The following is a 23,822-nucleotide window of genomic DNA, read 5'->3' as shown; positions in this document are numbered from 1 at the left end:
GGGTCAGCCAACATGAATGTTGAATGTCCCTACGCTATCGCGAGCAGGCTCACTCCTACAGAAAAGCAGAGCCGGTCAGAGGTCGCCGAGGCCGTCGATCAGCGCCTGATTCTGCTCCGGCGTACCGATCGAGATTCGCAAGAACTGCGCAATCCGCTCTTGCTTGAAATGCCGCACGATCACGCCCTGCTCGCGCAGCTTGGCGGCCAGCCCCGCCGCGTCATGCTGCGGGTGGCGGGCGAAAATGAAGTTCGCGGCCGACGGCAGCACCTCAAAGCCCTTGGCCTGCAACCGTGCAACCACCCACTCACGGCTTTCGATGACCAGACGGCAAGTCTTGTCGAAATACTCACGATCTTCAAATGCCGCCGCTGCGCCGACATTCGCCATTCGATCCAGCGGATAGGAGTTGAAGCTGTTCTTGATCCGCTCCAGCGCTTCGATCAGATCCGGATGCCCCACTGCCAGACCAACACGCAGGCCCGCCAGTGAACGGGACTTGGACAGGGTCTGGGTCACCAGCAGGTTCGGGTAACGATCCACCAGACTGATTGCAGTCTCACCGCCGAAGTCGATATACGCCTCGTCAACGACCACCACCGAATCCGGGCTGGCCTTGAGGATTTGCTCGACCGCCTCCAGCGCCAGCAGGCAACCGGTCGGGGCGTTCGGGTTGGGGAAGATGATCCCGCCATTCGGTTTGGCGTAGTCGGCCGGGTTGATCTGGAATTGCGCATCCAGCGGCACCGCGTCGAATTCGATCCCGTACAGGCCGCAATAGACGGGATAAAAGCTGTAGCTGATGTCCGGGAACAACAGCGGCTGATCGTGTTGCAGCAATCCGTGGAAAATGTGCGCGAGCACTTCGTCCGAACCGTTGCCGAGGAACACCTGATTGGTCTGCACGCCGTAATAGTTGGCGACAGCGGTCTTCAACAGATCACTGTTCGGATCCGGGTACAGACGCAAGTTGTCGTTGAGTTCGGCCTGCATCGCCGCCAGTGCTTTTGGCGACGGACCGTAGGGGTTTTCGTTGGTGTTGAGCTTGACCAGTCGGGTCAGCTTCGGCTGTTCGCCCGGCACATACGGCACCAGATCCTTGACGAACGGGCTCCAGAATTTACTCATGCTCATTCCCCCTGCCCTTTCAAAAAATCCTGGTCTTTGATGCGGTATTCGGCGCTGCGCGCATGGGCGCTGAGTGATTCGCCACGGGCCAATACCGATGCCGTTTTACCCAACTCGGAAGCACCGGCCTCGGAGCAGAAGATAATCGACGAACGTTTCTGGAAGTCGTACACGCCCAGCGGTGAGGAAAAGCGCGCGGTGCCGGAAGTCGGCAGCACGTGGTTCGGACCGGCGCAGTAGTCGCCCAGAGCCTCAGAGGTGTGGCGGCCCATGAAGATCGCACCGGCGTGGCGGATTTGCGGCAGCCAAGCCTGCGGATCGGCGACCGACAATTCCAGGTGTTCCGGCGCAATGCGGTTGGCGACTTCGATGGCCTGGGCCATGTCATTCACCTGGATCAGCGCACCACGGCCATTGATCGAGGTTTCGATGATGGTCGCGCGATCCATGGTCGGCAGCAGTTTGTCGATGCTGGCGGCGACCTTGTCGAGGAACTCGGCGTCCGGACTGACCAGAATCGCCTGGGCGTCTTCGTCGTGCTCGGCCTGGGAAAACAAGTCCATGGCGATCCAGTCCGGATCGGTCTGGCCGTCACACACCACGAGAATTTCCGAAGGCCCGGCGATCATGTCGATGCCGACCTGACCGAACACGTGGCGCTTGGCCGTGGCGACATAGATATTGCCCGGGCCAACCACCTTGTCCACTTTCGGCACGCTTTCAGTGCCGTAAGCCAGTGCGGCAACCGCTTGCGCGCCACCGATGGTGAACACGCGGTCAACCCCGGCGATGCAGGCAGCGGCCAGCACCAGTTCGTTGATTTCACCGCGCGGCGTTGGCACGACCATGACCACTTCGGTCACGCCAGCGACCTTGGCCGGAATCGCGTTCATCAACACTGACGACGGATACGACGCCTTGCCGCCTGGCACGTAAAGACCCGCGCGGTCCAGCGGTGTGACCTTCTGGCCCAGCACCGTGCCATCGGCTTCGGTGTAGCTCCAGGAATCCTGCTTCTGTTTTTCGTGGTAGCTGCGCACCCGTGCTGCGGCTTTTTCCAAAGCCTCGCGCTGTTCGACCGTGATCCGGGTCAGCGCCAGCTCCAGACGCTCGCGCGGCAGGATCAGATCGGCCATCGAGGCGACTTCGAGGCCATCGAACTTCTGGGTGAATTCGACCAGCGCCGCGTCACCGCGCTCGCGCACCGCCTTGATGATGTCCAGCACGCGCTGATTGACCGAGTCGTCAGACACACTTTCCCAGCTCAGCAGATGATCCAGATGATGCGCGAAATCCGGGTCAGCAGCGTTGAGTCGGCGAATTGCAGTCGGTGCGGTCATAGCGAGAGCCTCATAGGAATGGCAAATAACTCAGGCGCCCGATACTGGCATTCGATCCGCTTGGGCACCTGAGAATTCTGGCTATGAGGCGGATAGACGGCGCGGCCTCGGGCCGCGCAGGTGAATCAGCCGCGGTGTCGAGACTCCACTGCGTTGCGCAGGGTGTCGATCAACGCCTGGATTCGGGCGTGCTGCATCTTCATCGAAGCCTTGTTGACCACCAGGCGCGAGCTGATCGTGGCGATCAGTTCCTGAGGTTCCAGGCCATTGGCGCGCAGGGTGTTGCCGGTGTCGACCACGTCGATGATCTTGTCGGCCAGACCGATCAGCGGTGCCAGCTCCATCGAACCGTAAAGCTTGATGATGTCGACCTGACGGCCCTGCTCGGCGTAGTAACGCTTGGCGACATTAACGAACTTGGTCGCCACGCGCAGACGGCCCTTGGGCTCGACTGCGCCGATCTTGCCGGCCGTCATCAGCTTGCACTGGGCGATCTGCAGGTCCAGCGGCTCGTACAGGCCCTGGCCGCTGTATTCCATCAACACGTCCTTGCCGGCAACGCCAAGGTCGGCCGCGCCATGCTCGACATAGGTCGGCACATCGGTGGCGCGCACGATCAGCAGACGCACGTCGTCCTGGGTCGTGGGAATGATCAGCTTGCGGCTCTTGTCCGGATTCTCGGTCGGCACGATGCCCGCTTCGGCGAGAAGCGGCAGGGTGTCGTCAAGGATGCGGCCCTTGGACAGTGCGATGGTCAACATGGGAAACGTCAGTCCTTATCAAGGTACTCATGCCCGGTCGCAATCGGCGCCGGACACACATCGAGCCGGTAACCGGCTCGACTCGAAAACTCAGCGGACACGTCCCTGTGTCCCAATGCAGCAATCAGCCCGGAACGCGACGGATCTTGGCGCCCAGCATCTGCAGTTTTTCTTCGATGCACTCGTAACCACGGTCGATGTGGTAGATGCGGTCGATCAGCGTGTCGCCTTCGGCCATCAGTGCCGAGATCACCAGACTGGCCGAAGCCCGCAGGTCGGTGGCCATCACTGGCGCGCCCTTGAGGATCTCGGTGCCGGTGACGATCGCGGTGTTGCCTTCGACCTGGATCTTGGCGCCCATGCGGTGCAGCTCGTACACGTGCATGAAACGGTTTTCGAAGATCGTCTCGATCACTGCACCGGTGCCTTCGGCAATGGCGTTGAGCGAGATGAACTGCGCCTGCATGTCAGTCGGGAACGCCGGGTACGGCGCGGTGCGCACGTTCACGGCTTTCGGACGCTTGCCGTGCATGTTCAGCTCGATCCAGTCTTCACCGCAGGTGATTTCTGCGCCGGCTTCACGGAGTTTTTCCAGAACGGCTTCGAGAATGGTCGGATCGGTGTCCTTGACCTTGACGCGGCCACCGGTCACGGCGGCGGCGACCAGGTAGGTACCGGTTTCGATACGGTCAGGCATGACTTTATAGAAAGCCGAACCCAGACGCTCGACGCCATCGATGGTGATGGTGTCGGTGCCGGCACCAGAAACCTTGGCGCCCATGGCGTTGAGGAAGTTTGCCAGGTCGACCACTTCAGGCTCACGGGCGGCGTTCTGCAGCACGCTGCGGCCTTTGGCCAGGGCGGCGGCCATCATGATGTTCTCGGTACCGGTCACACTGACGGTATCGAAGAAGAAGTGCGCACCGCGCAGGCCGCCTTCAGGCGCCTTGGCCTTGATGTAGCCGCCTTCGACGTCGATGATCGCACCCATCGCTTCCAGACCACGGATGTGCAGGTCGACCGGACGCGAACCGATCGCGCAACCGCCAGGCAGTGCGACTTCGGCTTCACCGAAACGCGCGACCATCGGACCCAGTACCAGGATCGACGCACGCATGGTTTTCACCAGTTCGTACGGTGCGATCAGGGTTTTGATGGTGCGCGGGTCGATTTCGACGCTGAGTTTCTCGTCGATGACCGGCTCGATGCCCATACGACCGAACAGCTCGATCATGGTGGTGATGTCGTGCAGGTGCGGCAGGTTGGCAACGGTCACCGGGCCATCGCACAGCAGGGTGGCGGCCAGGATCGGCAGGGCGGAGTTTTTCGCGCCGGAAATGCGGATCTCGCCATCAAGGCGAGCGCCACCGGTAATAATCAATTTATCCATTAGTATCTCGACGCCCTAGGGCTCAGGTGCGCTCGGCCCAGGCCGCGCGGCTGAAAAATTTCATAGTGACCGCATGGATGCTGCCATCAGCGATCCATGGGTTCAAATGGGCATAGATGCTCTGCTGACGCTTGACCGGGCTTAACGCCGCCAGTTCATCGCTAATCACGTTCAGCTGAAAGTTGCAGCCTTCGCCTTCAACTTCAACCTGCACTTGTGGAAAGCCGTCTGCCAGCTTTTCTTCAAGGAAGCTCTTTACTTCGTTGGCCTGCATGCTCAACCTCAATCGGCGCCCTGTGCGCACGGGTCGGACATCATACAAAAAAGCCCCGCGCCTGCGAACCCCGCAACGCAGGACTCTGACGGGGGGCTTTTAATAGATGTGGGTTCAGGGGTGCGCCAACAGTTCAGTCAGCTCACTGACCTGAGCGATTTCGCGCATGTCTTCCGGCATTGCGCGGATGCTGACAGCTTTGCCGGCCGCCTGTGCATCGCGCATGAAGCACAGCAGCAACGACAGGCCGACGCTGCTGGACTTCTTCACTGCCGAGCAATCGATCACCAACGAGCTTGCCTTGCTCGACTTGATCAGCGCCTGGCCTTCCCTTCTCAGGTCCGGCCCGGTGCGATAGTCCAGCACGCCACTGAGCACAAGCTCGTCGACATCACTCATACGCACTGCCGCCTCACTCATTGCGCTGGCTTCGCAGCAGCTTTGTCGGTTTCCTGCTTGGCCTTGGCCACTTCACCGGCCCAACCGTTGATCGTCTTGTCGAGGTCGTTGCCATTGCGCTGCATCGCGTCGGCAAACTGATCACGGAACAGCTTGCCAATGTTGATGCCATTGATGATCACGTTGCGCAGTTTCCACTCGCCGCCGATCTTCTCCAGCGTGTATTGCACTGGATAGATCGCGCCATTGCTGCCCTTGACGGTCATGTTGACGCTGGTGCGATCGCCCGACTCGTCCTTGGCAGGATCGACGGTGATGCCCTGGTTGTTGTACTCAAGCAGCGCGTTGCCGTAGAACTGGAACAGGCCACGCTTGAAGTTTTCCTGAAAGCGCTGCATCTGCTCGGGCGTCGCCTTACGCGAATACTTCACGGTCATGATGCTCTTGGAAATGCCTTCGGCATCTACCACAGGGCCGACAATGTTGTTCAGCGCGGTGTAGAAGTCCTGTGGGTCCTGCTTGTATTTCTCTTTGTTGGCCTGCAGATCGGCAAGCATCCGGTTCGTCGTGTCTTGAATCAGATCATGTGCCGATTGCCCCGGCGCAGCGTTAGCCATCAACGGCAATGCCGCGAGCAACACCAACAGGCCACGTCGCAAGATAGAGATCATTCAAAAGCTCCTCATTTGGCGTCTTTGCTAACGGTATTGAGCAGGAATTTACCGATCAGGTCTTCCAGTACCAGTGACGACTGCGTGTCGTGGATGGTTCCGCCATCCTTCAACTGGGTGTCTTCGCCGCCGACACTGATACCGATGTATTTCTCGCCCAGCAGACCCGCGGTCAGGATAGACGCTGTGGAATCAACCGGCAGGTTGTCGACCTTTTTATCCACTTGCAGAGTGACCCGACCGGTAAAGCTGTCGCGATCCAGATCGATCGCCGTGACCTTGCCGATGGTCACACCGGCCATGGTCACTTTGGCTCTGACCGTCAAACCGGCGATATTGTCGAAATAGGCATACAGTTTATAAGTGTCGGTGGACGAAGTCGCAGACAGGCCACTGACCCGCAAGGCGAGCAGCAGCAAAGCCAGGATCCCTGCCAGCAGGAACAGGCCGACACCGATTTCCAGGGTGCGGTTTTGCATCAGAAATCTCCAAACATCAAAGCGGTCAGAATAAAGTCCAGGCCGAGCACTGCCAGCGAGGCAAACACCACGGTCTTGGTAGTGGCACGACTGATCCCCTCGGAAGTGGGCTCACAGTCATAGCCTTGAAATACGGCGATCCAGGTCACGACAAAGGCGAAAACGATGCTTTTGATCACGCCGTTGAGCACGTCGTCGACGAAGTTCACGCTGTTCTGCATGTTCGCCCAGTAGGAGCCTTCATACACGCCCAGCCAGTCGACGGCCACCCACGAACCGCCCCAGATGCCCACCACACTGAAGATCATCGCCAGCACTGGCAGGGAAATAAAACCGGCCCACAGCCGCGGAGCGATGATGTACTTGAGCGGATCGACACCGATCATTTCCAGGCTGGACAACTGCTCGGTGGACTTCATGTTGCCAATTTCGGCTGTCAGCGCCGAACCGGCGCGCCCGGCAAACAGCAACGCTGTGACCACCGGACCCAGCTCGCGCAACAGCGTCAGGGCAACCATCTGCCCCACCGCCTGCTCGGAACCATAGCTCGACAAAATACTGAAGCCCTGCAGGGCCAGGACCATGCCGATAAAGATGCCGGAGACCACGATGATCACCAGCGACATGACGCCTACCGAATGCAGCTGTTTAACCAGCAGGCCAAAACCGCCGCTGATGCCGCCGCGACCCAGCAAGGCATGAAACAGGAACAAGGTCGCACGACCAAACACCGCAACGGCGTCGATCGCCGCTTCGCCAAACCGGCGCACGCGTTCTATCAATGAAATTCTGCGCATCAGCGCTTCCCCAGAAGATCTGCGCGGTAATCCGTCGCTGGAAAGTGATACGGCACCGGGCCATCGGGGTCGCCGGTCATGAACTGACGAATGCGCGGCTCTTGCGAGTTCATCAACTCGTCCGGCGTGCCCTGCCCCAGCACCTGGCCGTCGCCCACGACATAGATGTAGTCGGCGATGCTCGCGGTTTCTGCCAGGTCGTGGGAGACCACGATGCTGGTGATCCCCAGCGCATCGTTGAGCAGTCGGATAAGGCGCACCAGCACGCCCATGGCGATGGGGTCTTGGCCGACAAAGGGCTCGTCGTACATGAGAATCTGCGGGTCCAGCGCGATGGCACGCGCCAGTGCCACACGGCGCTTCATACCGCCGGACAATTCATCGGGCATCAAATCGATGGCGCCACGCAAACCCACCGCCTGCAACTTGAGCAGAACGATGTCGCGAATCATGTCTTCCGGCAATTGGGTATGCACACGCAGGGGGAACGCCACGTTCTCGAAGACATCGAGATCGGTAAACAGCGCGCCGCTCTGAAACAGCACGCCCATGTGCTTGCGCGCATCGAACAGATCACTGCGCGACAGCGTCGGCAGGTTCTGGCCGTTGACCCAGACTTCGCCGCTGGACGGGCGCAACTGCGCGCCCATCATGCGCAACAGCGTGGTCTTGCCACACCCGGAAGGTCCCATGATGCCGGTGACTTTGCCGCGCGGGATGCGAATATCGACGTTATTGAAAATGCTGCGCGCACCGCGCTTGAAGGAAACTCCCTTCAGCTCGACCGCGTAGGCGTTATCGGCACTCATCTAAACTCCTTGCGATGCAGCCTCTCACTTGGATGCCAGGCTTTCAGTGGAAAGCACCTACATCCCGGGCAGGCCGAACTGGCGGCGAACTATATCACTGCAAAGGCCAAGCGCCCAAGCCTGAACCCCTCGCAGATCAGCGACATGAGAGGGTCGCCGCTTCTTTTAGAGGGTTTTGGTAACGAGTAATGACAAAGCACGACGAACTTGCGTGAGGCTTTGCAACTAAACCGCTATAATCGCCGCCTTTTCATCGGGCTAAACGATTCCTGACATGAGCAAAACCCGCGACCTGATTCAATCGGCACAACGCACCATCCGCCTCGAAGTGGAAGCCGTCCAAGGCTTGATGCCCCATATCGACGCCGATTTCGTGCGCGCCTGCGAGATGATTCTGGCCAGCAAGGGGCGTGTGGTCGTGGTCGGCATGGGCAAATCGGGGCACATCGGCAACAAGATTGCCGCCACCCTGGCCAGCACCGGTACGCCAGCGTTTTTCGTGCACCCGGCCGAAGCCAGCCACGGCGACATGGGCATGATCACTCGCGACGACGTGATCCTGGCCCTGTCGAACTCCGGCTCGACCAATGAAATCGTGACCTTGCTGCCCCTGATCAAACGCCTGGGCATCCAGTTGATCAGCCTCACCGGCAACCCGCAGTCGCCGCTGGCGAAGGCCGCCGAGGTCAATCTCAACGTTCACGTCGAGCACGAGGCCTGCCCGCTGAACCTGGCGCCGACCTCGTCGACGACGGCTGCGCTGGTCATGGGCGATGCCCTGGCGGTTGCGCTGCTGGAGGCGCGCGGCTTTACCGCTGAAGACTTCGCCTTCTCTCATCCGGGCGGAGCGCTTGGGCGTCGTCTGCTGCTGAAAGTGGAAAACGTCATGCACGCCGGACAGGAGCTGCCGCAGGTGCAACGCGGCACTTTGCTCAAGGACGCGCTGATGGAGATGACCCGCAAGGGCCTCGGCATGACCGTCATTCTTGAAGCCGACGGCAAGCTCGCGGGGATCTTCACCGACGGCGACTTGCGTCGCACCCTGGATCGCGCCATCGATATCCGCAGCGCCACCATTGATCAGGTGATGACCGCGCACGGCAAGACCGCCCGGCCCGAGATGCTCGCCGCCGAAGCCCTGAAAATCATGGAAGACCACCGAATCAACGCCCTGGTAGTCGTCGACGAGGAGGACCGCCCGATCGGCGCCTTCAACCTCTCCGATCTGCTGCGCGCAGGAGTCATGTAATGAGCAACGATCTGCTGCAACGCGGCAAAGCGATCAAACTGGCAGTCTTCGACGTCGATGGCGTCCTTACCGACGGACGTCTGTATTTCCTCGAAGACGGCAGCGAGTTCAAGACGTTCAACACCCTCGACGGCCAGGGCATCAAAATGCTGATGAATGCCGGCGTGCAGACGGCTATCATCAGTGGCCGCAAAACCCCGGTGGTCGAACGCCGTGCGAAAAACCTCGGCATTCCTCATCTGTTTCAGGGGCGCGAGGACAAACTGGTCGTTCTCGACGGCCTGCTGGCGCAACTGGGCCTAAGCTATGAACAGGTCGCCTACCTCGGTGACGATCTGCCTGACCTGCCGGTGATCCGCCGCGTGGGCCTGGGCATGGCCGTTGCCAACGCTGCCGATTTCGTCCGCGAACATGCCCACGGCGTGACCCGCGCCCGCGGCGGCGAAGGTGCCGCCCGCGAGTTCTGCGAATTGATCCTGCGCGCCCAGGGCCGCCTCGATGCGGCCAACGCCGCGTACCTGTGAGCCTGACCATGTTTAGCAAAAAGTTTCGCAACTTCCTGCTGTTCGGCTGCATCGCTGCGATCTTCGCTGCGGTCGGCTATTGGAATATCAGCCCGGAGCGCTTTCTCGACAAGCCGCCGGTGTCGACCGCCGAAAATCCAATCGACTGGTACGCGACCAACACGCACACCATTCAGTATCTGCCGGACGGCAAAGTGCAGTACGAGATGACCTCCGACAAGGCCGAGCACGTCAAGGCCACCGACGTCACTCTGGTCACCAGACCGGACTTGAACATGTATCGCGGCACCGACTTCCCATGGCACGTGACCAGTGAGCGCGGCGAAGTGAATTCGGGCGGTACCGAAGTGGAATTGATCGACTCGGTGCGCGTACAGCGTACCGATGAGAAAAATCGCGGCACCCTGATCACCAGCACCCGCATGACCGTGTTCCCGCAGCAAGAATATGCGCAGACCGCGCAACCCGTTAGAATCGAGGGCGCTGGCGGTGTATCGACTGGCGTCGGAATGAAAGCGTACCTGAAGGAAAGCAGGATACACCTGCAATCGAACGTAAGAGGACAGTATGAGGCTCGTTAAAACCCTCCCTATTTTGCTCAGTCTGGGCGCAGCACTGGGAAGCGTGAGCGCCTGGTCCCTGCCGAACGATCAGCAGCAACCGATCCGCATTCAGGCCGACGACGCCCAACTGGACGACAAGAATGGCATTGCCACCTATAAAGGTGACGTGATCATTACTCAGGGTTCGATGATCGTCAAAGGCAACACGGTGACCATGACTCGCGCGCCGAATGGCGACATCGACGTTGTGACCTCCGTGGGCAACCTGGCTTACTTCGAACAGTTGCAAACCCAGGGCGACACCAAACCGGTACAAGGCTACGGCGTGACGATTCAGTACCACGCCCAGCAAAACCGCGTCGTGCTGATCGACAAGGCCAAGGTCGTCGACAAGGACGGCAACGTTACTCAGGGCGAGAAAATCGTCTACGACACCGTGAAGAAACTCGCCAGCGCCGGTCGCGCCACGGGCAGCAAAGTCACCGAAGCGCGTCCGCGCATCGACATGGTGATCCAGCCGAAGAAGAAAACCGACGAGAAAACCCAGTAATGGCAACTCTGAAAGCTCAGCACCTGGCCAAGGCCTATAAAAGCCGTCAGGTCGTGCGTGACGTCAGTCTGTCGATCGACAGCGGCCAGATCGTCGGTCTGCTCGGCCCGAACGGCGCCGGCAAGACGACCTGCTTTTACATGATCGTCGGCCTGGTGCAGGCCGATCAGGGTCGTGTGCTGATCGATGATCTGGACGTCAGCCACCAGCCGATGCACGGTCGCGCCAAGGCCGGTATCGGCTATCTGCCGCAAGAAGCGTCGATCTTCCGCAAACTGTCGGTGGCCGACAACATCATGGCGATCCTTGAGACCCGTCAGGAACTCGACAAGGCCGGCCGTCGCAAGGAGCTGGAAAGCCTGTTGCAGGAATTCCACATCAGCCACATTCGCGACAACCTCGGCATGAGCCTGTCCGGCGGTGAGCGTCGCCGTGTGGAAATCGCTCGCGCCCTGGCCACCGCGCCGAAATTTATCCTGCTCGACGAACCGTTCGCCGGTGTCGACCCGATCTCGGTCGGCGACATCAAGCAGATCATTCACCATCTCAAGGCCAAGGGCATCGGTGTTCTGATCACCGACCACAACGTCCGTGAGACCTTGGATATCTGCGAAACCGCCTACATCGTCAACGATGGCCAACTGATCGCTGAAGGCGATGCGCAAACCATTCTGGCCAATGATCTGGTCAAGGAAGTGTATTTGGGTCACGAATTCCGCCTGTAAGCGACAGTGCCCGGTGAGCCGCCCGGGCGCCGTATCGATTCAAGCAGGATTTAATACGCTTTAATTGTTACAGCGCTCTAGGCAAACACTTCAGTTTCAGGCATATAATTTGCTTAAGTTTGGCGCTCCGGCGCCCTGTAGTGGATGGCGCATAGCGCCGGCGAATAAGGTGTTAAGCCCCTGCCATGAAACCATCGCTAGTCTTGAGAATGGGCCAGCAGCTGACGATGACACCGCAGCTGCAACAGGCCATCCGCCTGCTCCAATTGTCCACCCTGGATCTGCAACAGGAAATCCAGGAGGCCCTGGAATCCAATCCGATGCTCGAACGCCAGGAAGAAGGCGACGACTTCGACAATTCCGACCCGCTGGCCGACAGCACCGAACAAAAGCCCGCCGAAATTCAGGAACCGTCCTACCAGGAAGCCGCCCCGACGGTGGATAACCTCGAGGAAGGCGAATGGAACGAGCGCATCCCTAACGAACTTCCGGTCGATACCGCCTGGGAAGATGTCTACCAGACCAGCGCCAGCAGCCTGCCCAGCAGCGATGACGACGAGTGGGATTTCACCACCCGCACATCGGTTGGCGAAAGCCTGCAAAGCCATCTGCTGTGGCAACTGAATCTCGCGCCGATGTCCGACACCGACCGGCTGATCGCCGTGACGCTGATCGATTGCATCAACAATCAGGGCTATCTCGACGAAACCCTCGACGAGATCCTTGAAGCATTCGACCCGGAACTGGACATCGAGCTGGACGAAATCGAAGCCGTCCTGCACCGCATCCAGCAGTTCGAACCGGCCGGCATCGGCGCCCGCAACCTCAGCGAGTGCCTGCTGCTGCAACTGCGTCAGTTGCCGGCCCGGACGCCGTGGCTGGCCGAGGCCAAACGTCTGGTCACCGATTACATCGACCTGCTGGGCAGCCGCGATTACAGCCAGTTGATGCGCCGGATGAAGCTCAAGGAAGATGAGCTGCGCCAGGTCATCGAACTGGTGCAGAGCCTTAATCCGCGTCCGGGCTCACAGATCGAGTCCACCGAAGCCGAGTACGTCATCCCCGATGTCATCGTGCGCAAGGACAACGAACGCTGGCTGGTCGAACTGAATCAGGAATCCGTACCGCGTCTGCGCGTCAACGCCCAGTACGCCGGCTTCGTCAAGCGCGCCGACACCAGCGCCGACAACACCTTCATGCGCAATCAGTTGCAGGAAGCGCGCTGGTTCATCAAGAGCCTGCAGAGCCGCAACGAAACCCTGATGAAAGTGGCCACGCAGATTGTCGAGCACCAACGCGGCTTCCTGGAATATGGCGACGAAGCGATGAAGCCGCTGGTCCTGCATGACATCGCCGAAGCCGTAGGCATGCATGAATCGACGATTTCCCGGGTGACCACGCAAAAATTCATGCATACCCCACGTGGTATTTATGAACTGAAATACTTTTTCTCCAGCCACGTCAGCACCTCCGAAGGCGGCGAATGCTCGTCCACGGCGATCCGCGCGATCATTAAAAAACTGGTTGCCGCGGAAAATCAGAAAAAGCCGTTGAGCGACAGCAAGATCGCTGGTTTACTGGAGGCACAAGGCATTCAGGTGGCTCGCCGCACGGTCGCCAAGTACCGCGAATCCCTCGGGATCGCGCCTTCGAGCGAGCGCAAACGGTTGATGTAAGCCACGTTACAGCGTTCCAGTGGCAGGCTTTTCGGCCTGCCGCTTTATGCACTGGCAACGAAGGAGAAGCTGTATGCAAGTCAACATCAGTGGACACCAACTGGAAGTGACCGAACCTCTGCGCACCTACATCGGCGAAAAACTCGACCGACTGGAGCGGCATTTCGACAAGATCACCAACGTGCAAGTCATATTGAATGTCGAGAAGCTCAAGCAGAAAATCGAAGCCACGCTGCATATTCCCGGCGGAGAAGTAGTTGCCAATGCCGAGCATGACGACATGTATGCCGCCATTGACCTGCTCACCGACAAGCTGGATCGCCAACTCAAAAAGCATAAGGAAAAGACCCAGAGCCTCCTCCAGGGCGCGACCGGTCGTTAACCCCCCTATCCCATGATCCGACTTGAAACCATCCTGACCCCCGGCCGCTCCCAAGTGAGCGCGCCGGGCGGCAGCAAGAAAAAAGCCCTCGAACAGATTGCCAACCTGATCCACCGCGAAGTGCCGGATCTGGCGATGCAGGATGTCTTCGAGGCCCTGGTTGCCCGTGAAAAACTCGGTTCCACCGGTTTTGGCAACGGCATCGCCATTCCCCACTGCCGCCTCAAGGGTTGCCAGTCGCCGATCAGCGCGCTGATGCACCTTGAAGCCCCGATTGATTTCGACGCCATCGATGGCGCCCCGGTGGACCTGCTGTTCGTGTTGCTGGTACCGGAAGCTGCGACCGATGCACACCTGGAATTGCTGCGCCAGATCGCCAGCATGCTCGATCGCAAGGAAGTGCGTGACAGATTGCGCAGCGCGCCAAGCAACGAAGCGCTGTACCAGGTCGTCCTGGACGAGCAGAACGGGCACTAATCATGCGTTTGATCATCGTCAGCGGCCGTTCGGGCTCGGGTAAAAGTACCGCCCTGAATGTCCTCGAGGACAACGGCTATTACTGCATCGATAACCTGCCGGCTGGCCTGCTGCCGGAACTGGCCGAACGCGCGCTGATCCACACCGAACTGGCACAGCCGCTGGTGGCCGTATCGATCGATGCGCGCAACCTGCCGAGCCACCTGTCGCGCTTCCCTGAACTGCTCGAAGATGCCCGGAGCAAGCACATTCAGTGCGATGTGCTGTATCTGGATGCCGACGAAGAAACCCTGCTCAAGCGTTTCTCCGAGACGCGCCGTCGTCACCCGCTGAGCAATGCCGACCGTTCGCTGGCCGAGGCGATCAAGGATGAAAGCGCCCTGCTCGGCCCCATCGCCGATCTGGCTGACCTGAAGATCAACACCACGCATCTGAACCTCTATCAGTTGCGCGACACCATCAAGTTGCGTCTGCTGAACCAGCCGGAGCCGGGTACGGCGTTTCTGGTCGAGTCGTTTGGCTTCAAGCGCGGCATGCCGGTCGACGCCGACCTGGTCTTTGATGTGCGCTGCCTGCCCAACCCGTACTGGAAACCGGAGCTGCGCGAGCAGTCCGGTCTCGACGCGCCGGTGGCCGAGTACCTGGCGGAACAGCCGGATGTCGAGGAAATGTATCAGGACATCTTCGCCTACCTGCACAAGTGGCTGCCGCGTTTCGCCGCGAGCAATCGCGCCTACGTCACCGTTGCCATTGGCTGCACCGGCGGGCACCACCGCTCTGTCTACCTGACCGAACGCCTGGGTCAGGCCCTGCAAAAAACCTTGAAGAACGTCCAGGTTCGCCACCGCGACCTCACCTAAAGGATTCACACCGCGATGCCTGCTCGTGAAATCGAAATCATCAACAAATTGGGGCTGCACGCCCGAGCGTCGGCCAAGTTCGTCGGCGTTGCCGGCAAATTTCCGAACACGACGATAAGAGTGGGCCGCACGCCCGAGAGCACAGTGGACGGTAAAAGCATTATGGCAATGATGATGCTGGCGGCGGGCAAGGGCACCAAAATCCATTTGAGCACCGAGGGCGAGCAAGCCCAGGAAGCCATGGACGCCCTGGTAGAACTGATCAACAACTACTTCGATGAAGGCGAGTGACCCTGTGGCGAGGGAGCTTGCTCCCGCCGGGCTGCGAAGCGGCCCCACTCGATTTCCTCCAGTTGCACCGTACTGACGACTGCTGCGCAGCCGAGCGGGAGCAAGCTCCCTCGCCACAGTTCAACCCAGCGCCGTATCCATGACCATCATCAGACAAAACCCGATCAACAAACCGAGACTCGCCAGCTTGTCATGACCATGACGGCGCGACTCCGGGATCACTTCGTGCGTGACCACCAGCAACATCGCCCCCGCCGCCAGTGCCAACCCCAGCGGCAACAGCACTTGCGCCAGACTCACCAGCCAGGCACACAACACTGCGAACACCGGCTCGACCAGACCTGACGCCGCGCCGATCAGGAATGCCCTGACACGCGACATCCCCGCCCCGGCCAGCACCAACGCAATCACCAACCCCTCCGGCACATCCTGCAAGGCGATACCCATCGCCAGGCTGTCCGCTTCCGGCATGCCGCCGCCAGCAGACACACCGACCGCCATGCCTTCCGGAATGTTGTGCGCGATGATGGCGAACACGAACAGCCAGATCCGCGGTGGAATCACCGGATGCTCCAGCGTGCCGATGAGCATTTGCGGCGAAGCCCCCGACAGTCTGCGATCAACCAGGTACAGACCGAGCGCGCCCAGCAGGATGCCGAAACAGATCAGTCCGCTGGCCGTCCACGGAGTCAGGCCCAGACTTTCAGCAGCGGCGATGCCCGGCACGATCAGCGAGAATGCTGTCGCCGCCAGCATGACCCCGGCACCGAACCCCAGCAAGGTGTCGCTGAGCGCTTGCGGCATGCGCCGGATCACCAGCACCGGGACCGCCCCGAGCGCCGTGCCGAGGGCGCAGATCGCACCACCCTGCAAGGCTCTGGACAGTCTCGGCGCAAAATCCAGCCAATGCAGCCCGTGCGCGACCAGCAGGGTCATGCCCGCCAACAGCAACAGCGATCCCACGGCGTAACGAAACATACGCCCACTTGTGATCGCCAGTGTCTCAGTGCCCATAGTCAGCCTTGAATTGTTGTTGTCGAAAACTCAGACCAGTGCGGCCTGGTAGCGCGCAGCGACTTCAGGCCAATTGATCACGTTGTAAAACGCATTGATGTATTCCGGACGGCGATTCTGGTAGCGCAGGTAATAAGCGTGCTCCCAGACATCGAGACCGAGAATCGGCGTGTTGCCGTTCATCAATGGACTGTCCTGATTGCCGCTGCTTTCCACGATCAGCTTTTTCTCCGGGGTCACGCTGAGCCAGGCCCAGCCGCTGCCGAAACGGGTCAGCGCGGCTTTGGTGAACGCTTCCTTGAAACGGTCGAGTCCGCCCAGTTGTTCATCAATGGCTTTGGCCAAAGCACCGTCGGGCTCGCCGCCGCCGTTGGGCACCATCACTTCCCAGAACAGCGAATGGTTGGCGTGACCGCCGCCCTGATTGATCACCGCTGCGCGAAGCTTTTCCGGCAACTGCTGCACACTGGCGACAAGTTTTTCCACTGGCCACTCGGCAAACTCGGTGCCTTCCACGGCGGCGTTAAGGTTGTTGATGTAGGTCTGGTGATGCTTGGTGTAGTGGATTTCCATGGTTTGCGCATCGATGTGCGGTTCGAGGGCATCGTAGGCGTAAGGCAAGGCAGGCAAGGTAAAAGCCATTTCAATGGACTCCATGGTGATGAGGGGCTGAGGCGCGACGTGCATTGCCGGTGTCCGGGTGCAGCAGACGCTGGGTGCGCGGGTATTCGCCGTGCTCGCTGATGAAATTCAGCAGTTCGACGTAGGTCTTGCTGCTCTGGCGCAACGCCGCTTCACGCAGGGCCGGGCGCAAGCGTTCGTTCTGCATGGTCTGCAATAACCGTTGGTGGATGGCGCACAGATACTCGGCGCTCTCCTCCGGTTGATTCAGGCGCAGGTGCAAATCGGCGAGGTTGTGGTGAGAGACGACGCAGGCCGCCACCGCTTCGTCGGCGTCCGCCCAGCGTTCGAACAACACTTGCGCCAGGGCCAGGGCTTGCAGGTAAGCCTCACGGGCATCGATCAGCTCGCCCAGCATGAAGCAGCGATTGGCCCGTTCGATCGTGCGTTTCCAGTGCTCCATGATGAACCTCCAAAGCGGTTGCGGGATTTACACGCCGCCGGCGGTGAGTTTCTCGGGGTTGAGCAACTCTTCCAGCTCGCGGCGTGACAGGTCGGTGTGTTCCAGCGCGACGTCGATCACCGCGCGACCTTCCCTGTAGGCCTGCTTGGCGATTTCGGCGGCTTTCTGGTAGCCGATGATCGGATTGAGCGCAGTCACCAGAATCGGGTTACGCGACAACGCTTCCTTGAGGCGCGCCTCGTTGACTTTGAAGCTGGCGATGGCCTTGTCACCGAGCAGGCGGCTGGCATTGGCCAGCAGCTCAATGCTGCTCAGCAGGTTGTCGGCGATGATCGGCAGCATCACATTGAGTTCGAAGTTGCCCGACTGACCGGCGACGGTGATCACCGAATCGTTGCCGATCACCTGCGCAGCGACCATGGCCGTGGCTTCCGGTATCACCGGATTGACCTTGCCCGGCATGATCGACGAGCCGGGTTGCAGGGCTTCGAGCTCGATTTCGCCGAGACCGGCGAGCGGGCCGGAGTTCATCCAGCGCAGATCGTTGGCGATCTTCATCAGCGTCACGGCGCAGGCCTTGAGCTGACCGGAAACGGCGACGGCGGTGTCCTGCGAGCCGATCAGCGCGAACAGATCCTTGCCCGGTGTGAACTGCACGTCGGTCAGTTGGCTCAAATGACGACTGAAACGCGCCGCGAATTCAGGGTGCGCATTGATCCCGGTGCCGACCGCCGTGCCGCCCTGCGCCAGCGATTGCAGGCTGGGCAGCAAATCCTGCAAATGACCGATGTTGGCCTTGAGCTGCTGCGCCCAGCCATTAAGCACCTGACTCATGCGCACGGGCATCGCGTCCATCAGATGCGTGCGGCCGGTCTTGACGTGGTGATGCACTTGTCCGGCCTTGTGCTCAATGACTTGCACAAGATGCAGCAGCGCCGGCAGTAATTGTTCATGCAAAGCCAGCGCGGCGCTGACATGGATGGTGGTCGGGATGATGTCGTTGCTGCTCTGGCCGCAGTTGACATGGTCGTTGGCATTGATCGACTCGCCAAGCAGACGGCTGGCCAGCGTGGCGATCACTTCATTGGCGTTCATGTTCGAACTGGTGCCGGAACCGGTCTGGAAAATATCCACCGGAAAATGCTGCATGAAATTGCCTTCGAGCAGCCCTTGCGCGGCATCGCTGATGGCTTTGCCTTGCGCCGCGCTGATCTGGTTCAACTCGACGTTGGCGCGAGCGGCAGCGGCTTTGGCCAGAATCAGTGCGCGGACGAACTGGCGCGGCATCGGCTTGCCGCTGATCGGGAAGTTATTCACCGCGCGCTGGGTTTGCGCGCCGTAGAGCGCGTCGACCGGCACCTGCAGTTCGCCCATGCTGTCGCGCTCAATACGTGTCTTGGTCATGCGAGTGTCCTTGCAACAGTTCAGTAAGAGGGATCGAGGGTTGCAACTCGCATGTTGCGAGTTGCCAGGTGTAGCGTTGCCAGCGCTGGAGGCGGCATTGGCAAAGCGCCAGGCGCTCCATGTCGCGCAACGGCCGCCAGGCCTGATCGAGGCAGAGGCTGCGCCAGTGCCACGGCAAGGCCATATCAGCGGCGGTATCGAGCAACAGACGGAATGAAGTTTCGGCGACGGTCCAGGGCGAGGTTGCCGTGCAACAGGACAAATAGCGCCCTTCGGCAAGGTAGTGTTCGATCAGGCGTGGCTCGTCAGGATTCAATGCGCAACGGATCTGGCGACTCATCCAGCGCCAGCTTTCGAGGTAGGGCTGCTCGTGCAAGGCAGAACTCATGATCCGGGACTCGTGCGGAGATGAGATTCATTATTAGATGATAATGAGAACCAAAACAAGCCTGCATGCATGCAACCTTGTGGGAGCGGGCTTGCTCGCGAATGCGGTGTATCAGCCAGAGATGTTGTGACTGAAAGACCGCATTCGCGAGCAAGCCCGCTCCCACGGGAGGTTTGTGCAAGCATAAAAAAAGGCGCACCACCCGATGAGGTGGCGCGCCTTTTTTGTCTAATGGCCGGGCTTAACTGCCCGCGACAGTCATCCGCTCGATCAACACCGAACCGGTGCGGATGTTGCTGCGCAGTTCCAGGTCATTCCCCACCGCGACAATCTGCTTGAACATGTCGCGCATGTTGCCGGCGATGGTCACTTCCTGCACCGCGAACTGGATTTCGCCGTTTTCGACCCAGAAACCCGCCGCCCCGCGCGAATAGTCGCCGGTGACCATGTTCAGGCCATGGCCCATCAACTCGGTGACCAGCAGTCCTCGGCCCATGCGCTTCAATAGCGCTGCCTGATCCTCGTCGCCATGGGTGACGAACAGGTTGTGCACGCCGCCCGCGTTGGCGGTGCTCGGCATGCCCAGTTTGCGTCCGGAGTACGTCCCCAGGATGTAGGACACCAACTCGCCTTTTTCGACGAACGGTTTGGCATAGGTCGCCAGGCCGTCGCCGTCATAGGAAGCGCTGCCCATGGCGCGCATCAGATGCGGGCGTTCGTCGATGGTCAACCATTCCGGGAACAGCTTTTGCCCCAGCGTGCCTTCCAGGAATGAAGACTTACGATACAGGCTGCCGCCCGATACCGCCGACAGGAAGCTGCCGAACAAACCGCCCGCCAGTTCAGCGGAAAACAGCACTGGCACTTCGCAAGTCGGCACCGGGCGCGCGCCCAGACGGCTCGCCGCTCGCTGCGCGGCACGCTGGCCGATGCTCACCGGATCGGCGAGCAAGCTGCCCTGACGGCTGACGTCGTACCAGTAATCACGCTGCATCTGGCCGTCGGCTTCGGCGATCATCACGCAACTGAGGCTGTGCCGCGTCGATGCGTAACCACCGATGAAACCGTGGCTGTTGCCATAAACACGGCAACCCTGATGGGTGCTGAGCGTGGTGCCGTCGGCGTTCTTGATCCGCGCATCGGCATCAAAAGCCGCCGCCTCGCAGCGCAAGGCCTTCTCGATGGCTTGCTCCGGGGTGATATCCCATTCGTGGAACAGGTCGAAATCCTTGATGTCTTTGGCCATCAATGCCGCATCGGCAAGACCTGACGCTTCGTCCTCGGAGGTGTGCTTGGCGATCGCCAGTGCCGCCGCGACCGTTTCACGAATCGCCTCTGGCCCGGTGGCCGAGGTGCTGGCCGAGCCCTTGCGCTGGCCGACGTACAAGGTGATGCCAAAGCCCTGATCGCGGTTGAATTCGACCGTTTCGACCTCGCGCTGACGCACCGAAGTCGACAGCCCCTGCTCCAGCGACACCGCAACTTCACAGGCGCTGGCGCCCTGGCGCTTGGCTTCAGCGATGATCTGCTCGACCTGTTCCTGCAGTGCCGGCAATGCCTGCGGGCCGACGCTTTGAACTGCACTCATGCTCATCTCCACTCAAATTCTGCTTTCGGCTGGGGTCATCGAGCGACCGGGCCGGACAAGCGGCCCCCGACTGGTTATCATGGCGGCGTTTCTTTGCGGACTGCCACCATGGTTGATTCTTACGACGACTCCCTCGATACGGGAGAAAAAAGCAAATCTCAGGTCAAACGCGAGCTGCATGCTCTGGTTGACCTTGGCGAGCGCCTGACCACACTCAAGCCCGACTTGCAGGCAAAACTGCCGTTGACCGACGCTTTGCGCCGGGCATTGGCCGATGCGCCCAAGCACACCGCGAACATCGCGCGTAAACGGCATTTGCAGTTCATCGGCAAACTGATGCGCGACCAGGACACGGACGCGATTCTGACGTTGCTCGATCAACTCGATGCCTCCACTCGCCAGTACAACGAGCGTTTCCATAATCTGGAACGCTGGCGCGACCGCCTGATCGCGGGCGATGACGCCGTGCTGGAGAAATTCGTCGTCGAGTACCCGGACGCCGACCGTCAACAGCTACGCTCCCTGATCCGCCAGGCCCAGCACGAGGTTGCGCAAAACAAACCTCCTGCTTCCAGCCGCAAGATCTTCAAATACATCCGCGAGCTGGACGATACACAGCGCGGCCTGCGTTGATATTCGCCACCGGGTGGCCGCCCTGCGCGCCACCCTAAGCTCCACGTCCTCTTATGCGCCCGTGCCACCCACGGTGATCGCATCGATTTTCAGCGTTGGCTGACCGACACCCACCGGCACCGACTGCCCATCCTTGCCGCACGTGCCCACACCGCTGTCCAGCGCCAGATCGTTACCGACCATCGACACCCGGCTCATCGCCTCGGGGCCGTTGCCGATCAACGTCGCGCCTTTGACCGGCGCGGTGATTTTGCCGTCCTCGATCAGGTAGGCCTCGCTGGTGGAGAACACGAACTTGCCGCTGGTGATGTCGACCTGACCGCCGCCAAGGTTGGCGCAGTAGATGCCTTTCTTCACCGAAGCAATGATTTCCGCCGGATCGCTTTCGCCGCCGAGCATGTAAGTGTTTGTCATCCGTGGCATCGGCAGGTGCGCGTAGGATTCGCGGCGACCGTTACCGGTGCGCGCCACCCCCATCAGACGGGCATTGAGCTTGTCCTGCATGTAACCCTTGAGCACACCGTTTTCGATCAGCGTGGTGCACTCGGTCGGGGTGCCTTCGTCGTCGACACTCAGCGAACCACGACGCCCGCTCAACGTGCCATCATCGACGATGGTGCAGAGTTTCGAGGCAACCATTTCGCCCATGCGCCCGCTGTAGGCGGAGCTGCCCTTGCGGTTGAAATCGCCTTCCAGACCGTGACCGACCGCCTCGTGCAGCAGCACGCCGGACCAGCCTGAACCCAGTACCACCGGCAGCGTACCGGCCGGCGCCGGGATCGCTTCCAGATTGACCAGCGCTTGACGCAACGCTTCCCGGGCATAGCCCATCGCGCGGTCCTCGGCTAGGAAATAACGGTAATCGGTACGTCCGCCGCCGCCATGTCCGCCACGCTCGCGACGGCCGTTCTGCTCGACGATGACGCTGACGTTGAAACGCACCAGCGGTCGCACATCGGCGGCCAGGCCACCGTCGGTTGACGCGACCAGAATGCGCTCCCAGACACCGGCCATACTCACGCTGACCTGTTGAATGCGCGGATCGAGCGCGCGCGTGGCGACGTCGATGCGCTTGAGCAATTCGACTTTTTCGGCCCGGCTCAGCACTTCCAGTGGGTTGTCCGGCGCATACAGTTGGGCGACGTCCTGGGTGCTGAACGCCTGCACGGTGCCGTTCTGCCCGGCGCGGGAGATCGAGCGCGCCGCACGGGCCGCAGCGCCGAGGGCTTCGAGGGTGATCGCGTTGCTGTAGGCAAAGCCGGTTTTTTCACCGGACTGCGCGCGCACGCCAACGCCCTGGTCGAGGTTGAAGCTGCCTTCCTTGACGATGCCGTCTTCCAGCGACCACGACTCGGAAATCTGCCCCTGGAAATACAGATCGGCGGCATCGATGCCAGGGCCGGCAAGATCGCCGAGCACACCTTGCAGGCTCTCGATCGTCACGCCACCGGGCGCCAATAGATGATCACTGACTGAGGACAACAACTCGCTCATAGGTTTACGCCTTAAATTCGTGTTCTGAAGCAGGTCGCTGGGCGCCCTGCGAGAAAAACCGCCGATGACGCGTCACCGGCATGCGCGCCCGAATGGACGCCTGTTCATCGCTGTCGCGAGCGGCCAACAACACCGCTTCGCCTTGATCCTGTTGGGCCAGCACGCGCCCCCACGGGTCGACAATTGCCGCATGACCGAAGGTTTCGCGCGGTCCCGGGTGGGTTCCGCCCTGTGCGGCCGCCAGCACATAACATTGAGTCTCGATGGCACGCGCGCGAATCAGCACATCCCAATGCGCGGCGCCGGTCACGGCAGTAAACGCCGACGGTGCGGTAATCAATTCGACACCGGCGGCACGCAATTCGCTGTACAGCTCCGGGAAGCGCAAGTCGTAACACACCGTCAGTCCGACGCGACCCACCGGCGTGTCCGCCACCACTACATTGCTGCCATAAGCATAGTCATCGGATTCGCGGTAACGGCCGCGATTGTCCGCCACGTCGACATCGAACAGATGCAGCTTGTCATAGCGCGCGACGATCTCGCCGTGTTCGTTGATCAACAGCGAGCAGGCGTTGGCCTTGGCCGTGGGTTGCCCCAGCGGCGGCAAAGGCAATGTGCCGGCGACTATCCATAACGTGAGGTCGCGGGCGGTCTGTTTCAACCATGGCAGGATCGGCCCTTCGCCCAAAGCTTCGGCGCGGCCGATATCGGCGACGTCGCGACGACCCATGGCGGCGAAGTTTTCCGGCAGTACCGCGAGCTTCGCCCCGCCAGCGGCCGCCTGTTCAAGCAGGCGCCGGGCCTGAGCCAGATTGGCCAGCACGTCACTCTGGCTGACCATTTGAATCACCGCTAAAGACATGGCGAAC

The 23,822-nt window shown here is 60.5% G+C and carries 29 protein-coding genes; 11 read left to right on the top strand and 18 right to left on the bottom strand.

The features are described 5' to 3' along the window. Nucleotides 1-75: 75 nt before the first annotated feature. The 10 genes from hisC to HU743_RS15160 form a co-directional block, all read right to left on the bottom strand. Complete coding sequence (gene hisC, locus HU743_RS15205; protein WP_186649491.1) at nt 76-1,128, bottom strand: histidinol-phosphate transaminase; 1,053 nt, start codon at nt 1,126-1,128, stop codon at nt 76-78. A 2-nt stretch (nt 1,129-1,130) separates the two neighbouring features. Next, nucleotides 1,131-2,468 (bottom strand): histidinol dehydrogenase, encoded by a 1,338-nt coding sequence (hisD, locus tag HU743_RS15200; RefSeq protein WP_186547251.1) that lies wholly within the window; start codon nt 2,466-2,468, stop codon nt 1,131-1,133. A gap of 125 nt (nt 2,469-2,593) precedes the next feature. Then, nucleotides 2,594-3,229 carry an ATP phosphoribosyltransferase gene (hisG, locus tag HU743_RS15195; protein ID WP_095180378.1) on the bottom strand — a complete coding sequence of 212 codons (636 nt, stop codon included), beginning with the start codon at nt 3,227-3,229 and terminating at the stop codon, nt 2,594-2,596. Nucleotides 3,230-3,353: 124 nt separating this feature from the next. Continuing rightward, nucleotides 3,354-4,619 (bottom strand): UDP-N-acetylglucosamine 1-carboxyvinyltransferase, encoded by a 1,266-nt coding sequence (murA, locus tag HU743_RS15190; RefSeq protein WP_186618695.1) that lies wholly within the window; start codon nt 4,617-4,619, stop codon nt 3,354-3,356. Between the two features lie 22 nt (nt 4,620-4,641). Beyond that, on the bottom strand, nt 4,642-4,893 hold the full coding sequence (locus tag HU743_RS15185; RefSeq protein WP_186618694.1) for a BolA family protein: 252 nt from the start codon (nt 4,891-4,893) through the stop codon (nt 4,642-4,644). 114 nt (nt 4,894-5,007) lie between these two features. After that, entirely contained in the window at nt 5,008-5,313 is a 306-nt protein-coding gene (locus tag HU743_RS15180; protein ID WP_186618693.1) for an STAS domain-containing protein, read from the bottom strand. After that, nucleotides 5,310-5,963 (bottom strand): ABC transporter substrate-binding protein, encoded by a 654-nt coding sequence (locus HU743_RS15175; protein ID WP_186547254.1) that lies wholly within the window; start codon nt 5,961-5,963, stop codon nt 5,310-5,312. The genes HU743_RS15180 and HU743_RS15175 overlap by 4 nt, the downstream gene beginning before the upstream one ends. Before the next feature lie 11 nt (nt 5,964-5,974). Then, a complete protein-coding gene (gene mlaD, locus HU743_RS15170) occupies nt 5,975-6,442 on the bottom strand; it encodes an outer membrane lipid asymmetry maintenance protein MlaD (RefSeq protein WP_186547255.1) in 468 nt (155 codons plus the stop codon). Continuing rightward, a complete protein-coding gene (mlaE, locus tag HU743_RS15165) occupies nt 6,442-7,239 on the bottom strand; it encodes a lipid asymmetry maintenance ABC transporter permease subunit MlaE (protein WP_186547256.1) in 798 nt (265 codons plus the stop codon). Before mlaE ends, mlaD begins: the two co-directional genes overlap by 1 nt. Next, on the bottom strand, nt 7,239-8,048 hold the full coding sequence (locus HU743_RS15160) for an ATP-binding cassette domain-containing protein (protein WP_186547257.1): 810 nt from the start codon (nt 8,046-8,048) through the stop codon (nt 7,239-7,241). Before HU743_RS15160 ends, mlaE begins: the two co-directional genes overlap by 1 nt. A 274-nt stretch (nt 8,049-8,322) precedes the next feature. On the opposite strand from HU743_RS15160, the gene HU743_RS15155 reads away from it, so the two are divergent. The 10 genes from HU743_RS15155 to HU743_RS15110 all read left to right on the top strand — a co-directional run bounded on the left by HU743_RS15155 (nt 8,323) and on the right by HU743_RS15110 (nt 15,345). Beyond that, nucleotides 8,323-9,297 carry a KpsF/GutQ family sugar-phosphate isomerase gene (locus tag HU743_RS15155; protein ID WP_186618692.1) on the top strand — a complete coding sequence of 325 codons (975 nt, stop codon included), beginning with the start codon at nt 8,323-8,325 and terminating at the stop codon, nt 9,295-9,297. After that, nucleotides 9,297-9,821, top strand: a complete 525-nt coding sequence (locus HU743_RS15150; RefSeq protein ID WP_186547259.1) for an HAD family hydrolase — start codon at nt 9,297-9,299, stop codon at nt 9,819-9,821. Before HU743_RS15155 ends, HU743_RS15150 begins: the two co-directional genes overlap by 1 nt. Nucleotides 9,822-9,829: 8 nt before the next feature. Next, complete coding sequence (gene lptC, locus HU743_RS15145; RefSeq protein ID WP_186631019.1) at nt 9,830-10,402, top strand: LPS export ABC transporter periplasmic protein LptC; 573 nt, start codon at nt 9,830-9,832, stop codon at nt 10,400-10,402. Next, a complete protein-coding gene (gene lptA, locus HU743_RS15140; RefSeq protein ID WP_186618689.1) occupies nt 10,389-10,934 on the top strand; it encodes a lipopolysaccharide transport periplasmic protein LptA in 546 nt (181 codons plus the stop codon). The genes lptC and lptA overlap by 14 nt, the downstream gene beginning before the upstream one ends. Further along, nucleotides 10,934-11,659 carry an LPS export ABC transporter ATP-binding protein gene (lptB, locus tag HU743_RS15135; RefSeq protein WP_186547262.1) on the top strand — a complete coding sequence of 242 codons (726 nt, stop codon included), beginning with the start codon at nt 10,934-10,936 and terminating at the stop codon, nt 11,657-11,659. Before lptA ends, lptB begins: the two co-directional genes overlap by 1 nt. A gap of 185 nt (nt 11,660-11,844) precedes the next feature. Then, complete coding sequence (locus tag HU743_RS15130; protein ID WP_186630946.1) at nt 11,845-13,335, top strand: RNA polymerase factor sigma-54; 1,491 nt, start codon at nt 11,845-11,847, stop codon at nt 13,333-13,335. Between the two features lie 73 nt (nt 13,336-13,408). After that, on the top strand, nt 13,409-13,717 hold the full coding sequence (gene raiA, locus HU743_RS15125) for a ribosome-associated translation inhibitor RaiA (protein WP_090281780.1): 309 nt from the start codon (nt 13,409-13,411) through the stop codon (nt 13,715-13,717). A gap of 12 nt (nt 13,718-13,729) precedes the next feature. Further along, nucleotides 13,730-14,194, top strand: coding sequence for a PTS IIA-like nitrogen regulatory protein PtsN (ptsN, locus tag HU743_RS15120; protein WP_186630947.1), 465 nt, complete (start codon nt 13,730-13,732; stop codon nt 14,192-14,194). A 2-nt stretch (nt 14,195-14,196) separates the two neighbouring features. Beyond that, nucleotides 14,197-15,054 carry an RNase adapter RapZ gene (gene rapZ, locus HU743_RS15115; protein ID WP_186547265.1) on the top strand — a complete coding sequence of 286 codons (858 nt, stop codon included), beginning with the start codon at nt 14,197-14,199 and terminating at the stop codon, nt 15,052-15,054. Between the two features lie 15 nt (nt 15,055-15,069). Continuing rightward, nucleotides 15,070-15,345 carry an HPr family phosphocarrier protein gene (locus HU743_RS15110; protein ID WP_186630948.1) on the top strand — a complete coding sequence of 92 codons (276 nt, stop codon included), beginning with the start codon at nt 15,070-15,072 and terminating at the stop codon, nt 15,343-15,345. A 120-nt stretch (nt 15,346-15,465) separates the two neighbouring features. On the opposite strand, the gene HU743_RS15105 is transcribed toward HU743_RS15110, so the two are convergent. The 6 genes from HU743_RS15105 to pmbA form a co-directional block, all read right to left on the bottom strand. After that, nucleotides 15,466-16,359, bottom strand: coding sequence for a ZIP family metal transporter (locus HU743_RS15105; protein WP_186649488.1), 894 nt, complete (start codon nt 16,357-16,359; stop codon nt 15,466-15,468). A 30-nt stretch (nt 16,360-16,389) separates the two neighbouring features. Beyond that, on the bottom strand, nt 16,390-17,001 hold the full coding sequence (locus HU743_RS15100; RefSeq protein WP_186618683.1) for a superoxide dismutase: 612 nt from the start codon (nt 16,999-17,001) through the stop codon (nt 16,390-16,392). A 1-nt stretch (nt 17,002) separates the two neighbouring features. Then, nucleotides 17,003-17,443, bottom strand: a complete 441-nt coding sequence (locus tag HU743_RS15095; RefSeq protein WP_186649486.1) for a hypothetical protein — start codon at nt 17,441-17,443, stop codon at nt 17,003-17,005. 27 nt (nt 17,444-17,470) lie between these two features. Continuing rightward, entirely contained in the window at nt 17,471-18,847 is a 1,377-nt protein-coding gene (locus HU743_RS15090; RefSeq protein WP_186649483.1) for a class II fumarate hydratase, read from the bottom strand. Then, nucleotides 18,828-19,235, bottom strand: coding sequence for a FagA protein (locus HU743_RS15085; RefSeq protein ID WP_186649480.1), 408 nt, complete (start codon nt 19,233-19,235; stop codon nt 18,828-18,830). Before HU743_RS15085 ends, HU743_RS15090 begins: the two co-directional genes overlap by 20 nt. 241 nt (nt 19,236-19,476) lie before the next feature. Then, nucleotides 19,477-20,829, bottom strand: a complete 1,353-nt coding sequence (gene pmbA / locus HU743_RS15080; protein WP_186649477.1) for a metalloprotease PmbA — start codon at nt 20,827-20,829, stop codon at nt 19,477-19,479. Nucleotides 20,830-20,931: 102 nt separating this feature from the next. On the opposite strand from pmbA, the gene yjgA reads away from it, so the two are divergent. Beyond that, nucleotides 20,932-21,456, top strand: a complete 525-nt coding sequence (gene yjgA / locus HU743_RS15075; RefSeq protein ID WP_025109468.1) for a ribosome biogenesis factor YjgA — start codon at nt 20,932-20,934, stop codon at nt 21,454-21,456. A 51-nt stretch (nt 21,457-21,507) separates the two neighbouring features. Here yjgA and tldD read toward each other — a convergent pair whose 3' ends face one another. Next, nucleotides 21,508-22,950 (bottom strand): metalloprotease TldD, encoded by a 1,443-nt coding sequence (gene tldD, locus HU743_RS15070; protein WP_007961588.1) that lies wholly within the window; start codon nt 22,948-22,950, stop codon nt 21,508-21,510. A 4-nt stretch (nt 22,951-22,954) separates the two neighbouring features. After that, nucleotides 22,955-23,815 (bottom strand): carbon-nitrogen hydrolase family protein, encoded by an 861-nt coding sequence (locus HU743_RS15065; RefSeq protein WP_186649474.1) that lies wholly within the window; start codon nt 23,813-23,815, stop codon nt 22,955-22,957. Between the last annotated feature and the right edge of the window lie 7 nt (nt 23,816-23,822).

It is taken from the genome of Pseudomonas sp. SWRI99, assembly GCF_014270125.1.
GTDB lineage: Bacteria > Pseudomonadota > Gammaproteobacteria > Pseudomonadales > Pseudomonadaceae > Aquipseudomonas > Aquipseudomonas hamedanensis.
The sequence above is the reverse complement of the archived record's forward strand: the minus strand, read 5'-3'. Positions and strand labels throughout refer to the sequence as shown.

Excerpts from the sequence above, each read along its gene's own strand:
- hisC (WP_186649491.1), bottom strand. The coding sequence starts at position 1,128 with ATGAGTAAATTCTGGAGCCCGTTCGTCAAGGATCTGGTGCCGTATGTG.
- hisD (WP_186547251.1), bottom strand. The coding sequence starts at position 2,468 with ATGACCGCACCGACTGCAATTCGCCGACTCAACGCTGCTGACCCGGAT.
- hisG (WP_095180378.1), bottom strand. The coding sequence starts at position 3,229 with ATGTTGACCATCGCACTGTCCAAGGGCCGCATCCTTGACGACACCCTG.
- murA (WP_186618695.1), bottom strand. The coding sequence starts at position 4,619 with ATGGATAAATTGATTATTACCGGTGGCGCTCGCCTTGATGGCGAGATC.
- HU743_RS15185 (WP_186618694.1), bottom strand. The coding sequence starts at position 4,893 with ATGCAGGCCAACGAAGTAAAGAGCTTCCTTGAAGAAAAGCTGGCAGAC.
- HU743_RS15180 (WP_186618693.1), bottom strand. The coding sequence starts at position 5,313 with ATGAGTGAGGCGGCAGTGCGTATGAGTGATGTCGACGAGCTTGTGCTC.
- HU743_RS15175 (WP_186547254.1), bottom strand. The coding sequence starts at position 5,963 with ATGATCTCTATCTTGCGACGTGGCCTGTTGGTGTTGCTCGCGGCATTG.
- mlaD (WP_186547255.1), bottom strand. The coding sequence starts at position 6,442 with ATGCAAAACCGCACCCTGGAAATCGGTGTCGGCCTGTTCCTGCTGGCA.
- mlaE (WP_186547256.1), bottom strand. The coding sequence starts at position 7,239 with ATGCGCAGAATTTCATTGATAGAACGCGTGCGCCGGTTTGGCGAAGCG.
- HU743_RS15160 (WP_186547257.1), bottom strand. The coding sequence starts at position 8,048 with ATGAGTGCCGATAACGCCTACGCGGTCGAGCTGAAGGGAGTTTCCTTC.
- HU743_RS15155 (WP_186618692.1), top strand. The coding sequence starts at position 8,323 with ATGAGCAAAACCCGCGACCTGATTCAATCGGCACAACGCACCATCCGC.
- HU743_RS15150 (WP_186547259.1), top strand. The coding sequence starts at position 9,297 with ATGAGCAACGATCTGCTGCAACGCGGCAAAGCGATCAAACTGGCAGTC.
- lptC (WP_186631019.1), top strand. The coding sequence starts at position 9,830 with ATGTTTAGCAAAAAGTTTCGCAACTTCCTGCTGTTCGGCTGCATCGCT.
- lptA (WP_186618689.1), top strand. The coding sequence starts at position 10,389 with ATGAGGCTCGTTAAAACCCTCCCTATTTTGCTCAGTCTGGGCGCAGCA.
- lptB (WP_186547262.1), top strand. The coding sequence starts at position 10,934 with ATGGCAACTCTGAAAGCTCAGCACCTGGCCAAGGCCTATAAAAGCCGT.
- HU743_RS15130 (WP_186630946.1), top strand. The coding sequence starts at position 11,845 with ATGAAACCATCGCTAGTCTTGAGAATGGGCCAGCAGCTGACGATGACA.
- raiA (WP_090281780.1), top strand. The coding sequence starts at position 13,409 with ATGCAAGTCAACATCAGTGGACACCAACTGGAAGTGACCGAACCTCTG.
- ptsN (WP_186630947.1), top strand. The coding sequence starts at position 13,730 with ATGATCCGACTTGAAACCATCCTGACCCCCGGCCGCTCCCAAGTGAGC.
- rapZ (WP_186547265.1), top strand. The coding sequence starts at position 14,197 with ATGCGTTTGATCATCGTCAGCGGCCGTTCGGGCTCGGGTAAAAGTACC.
- HU743_RS15110 (WP_186630948.1), top strand. The coding sequence starts at position 15,070 with ATGCCTGCTCGTGAAATCGAAATCATCAACAAATTGGGGCTGCACGCC.
- HU743_RS15105 (WP_186649488.1), bottom strand. The coding sequence starts at position 16,359 with ATGGGCACTGAGACACTGGCGATCACAAGTGGGCGTATGTTTCGTTAC.
- HU743_RS15100 (WP_186618683.1), bottom strand. The coding sequence starts at position 17,001 with ATGGCTTTTACCTTGCCTGCCTTGCCTTACGCCTACGATGCCCTCGAA.
- HU743_RS15095 (WP_186649486.1), bottom strand. The coding sequence starts at position 17,443 with ATGGAGCACTGGAAACGCACGATCGAACGGGCCAATCGCTGCTTCATG.
- HU743_RS15090 (WP_186649483.1), bottom strand. The coding sequence starts at position 18,847 with ATGACCAAGACACGTATTGAGCGCGACAGCATGGGCGAACTGCAGGTG.
- HU743_RS15085 (WP_186649480.1), bottom strand. The coding sequence starts at position 19,235 with ATGAGTTCTGCCTTGCACGAGCAGCCCTACCTCGAAAGCTGGCGCTGG.
- pmbA (WP_186649477.1), bottom strand. The coding sequence starts at position 20,829 with ATGAGCATGAGTGCAGTTCAAAGCGTCGGCCCGCAGGCATTGCCGGCA.
- yjgA (WP_025109468.1), top strand. The coding sequence starts at position 20,932 with ATGGTTGATTCTTACGACGACTCCCTCGATACGGGAGAAAAAAGCAAA.
- tldD (WP_007961588.1), bottom strand. The coding sequence starts at position 22,950 with ATGAGCGAGTTGTTGTCCTCAGTCAGTGATCATCTATTGGCGCCCGGT.
- HU743_RS15065 (WP_186649474.1), bottom strand. The coding sequence starts at position 23,815 with ATGTCTTTAGCGGTGATTCAAATGGTCAGCCAGAGTGACGTGCTGGCC.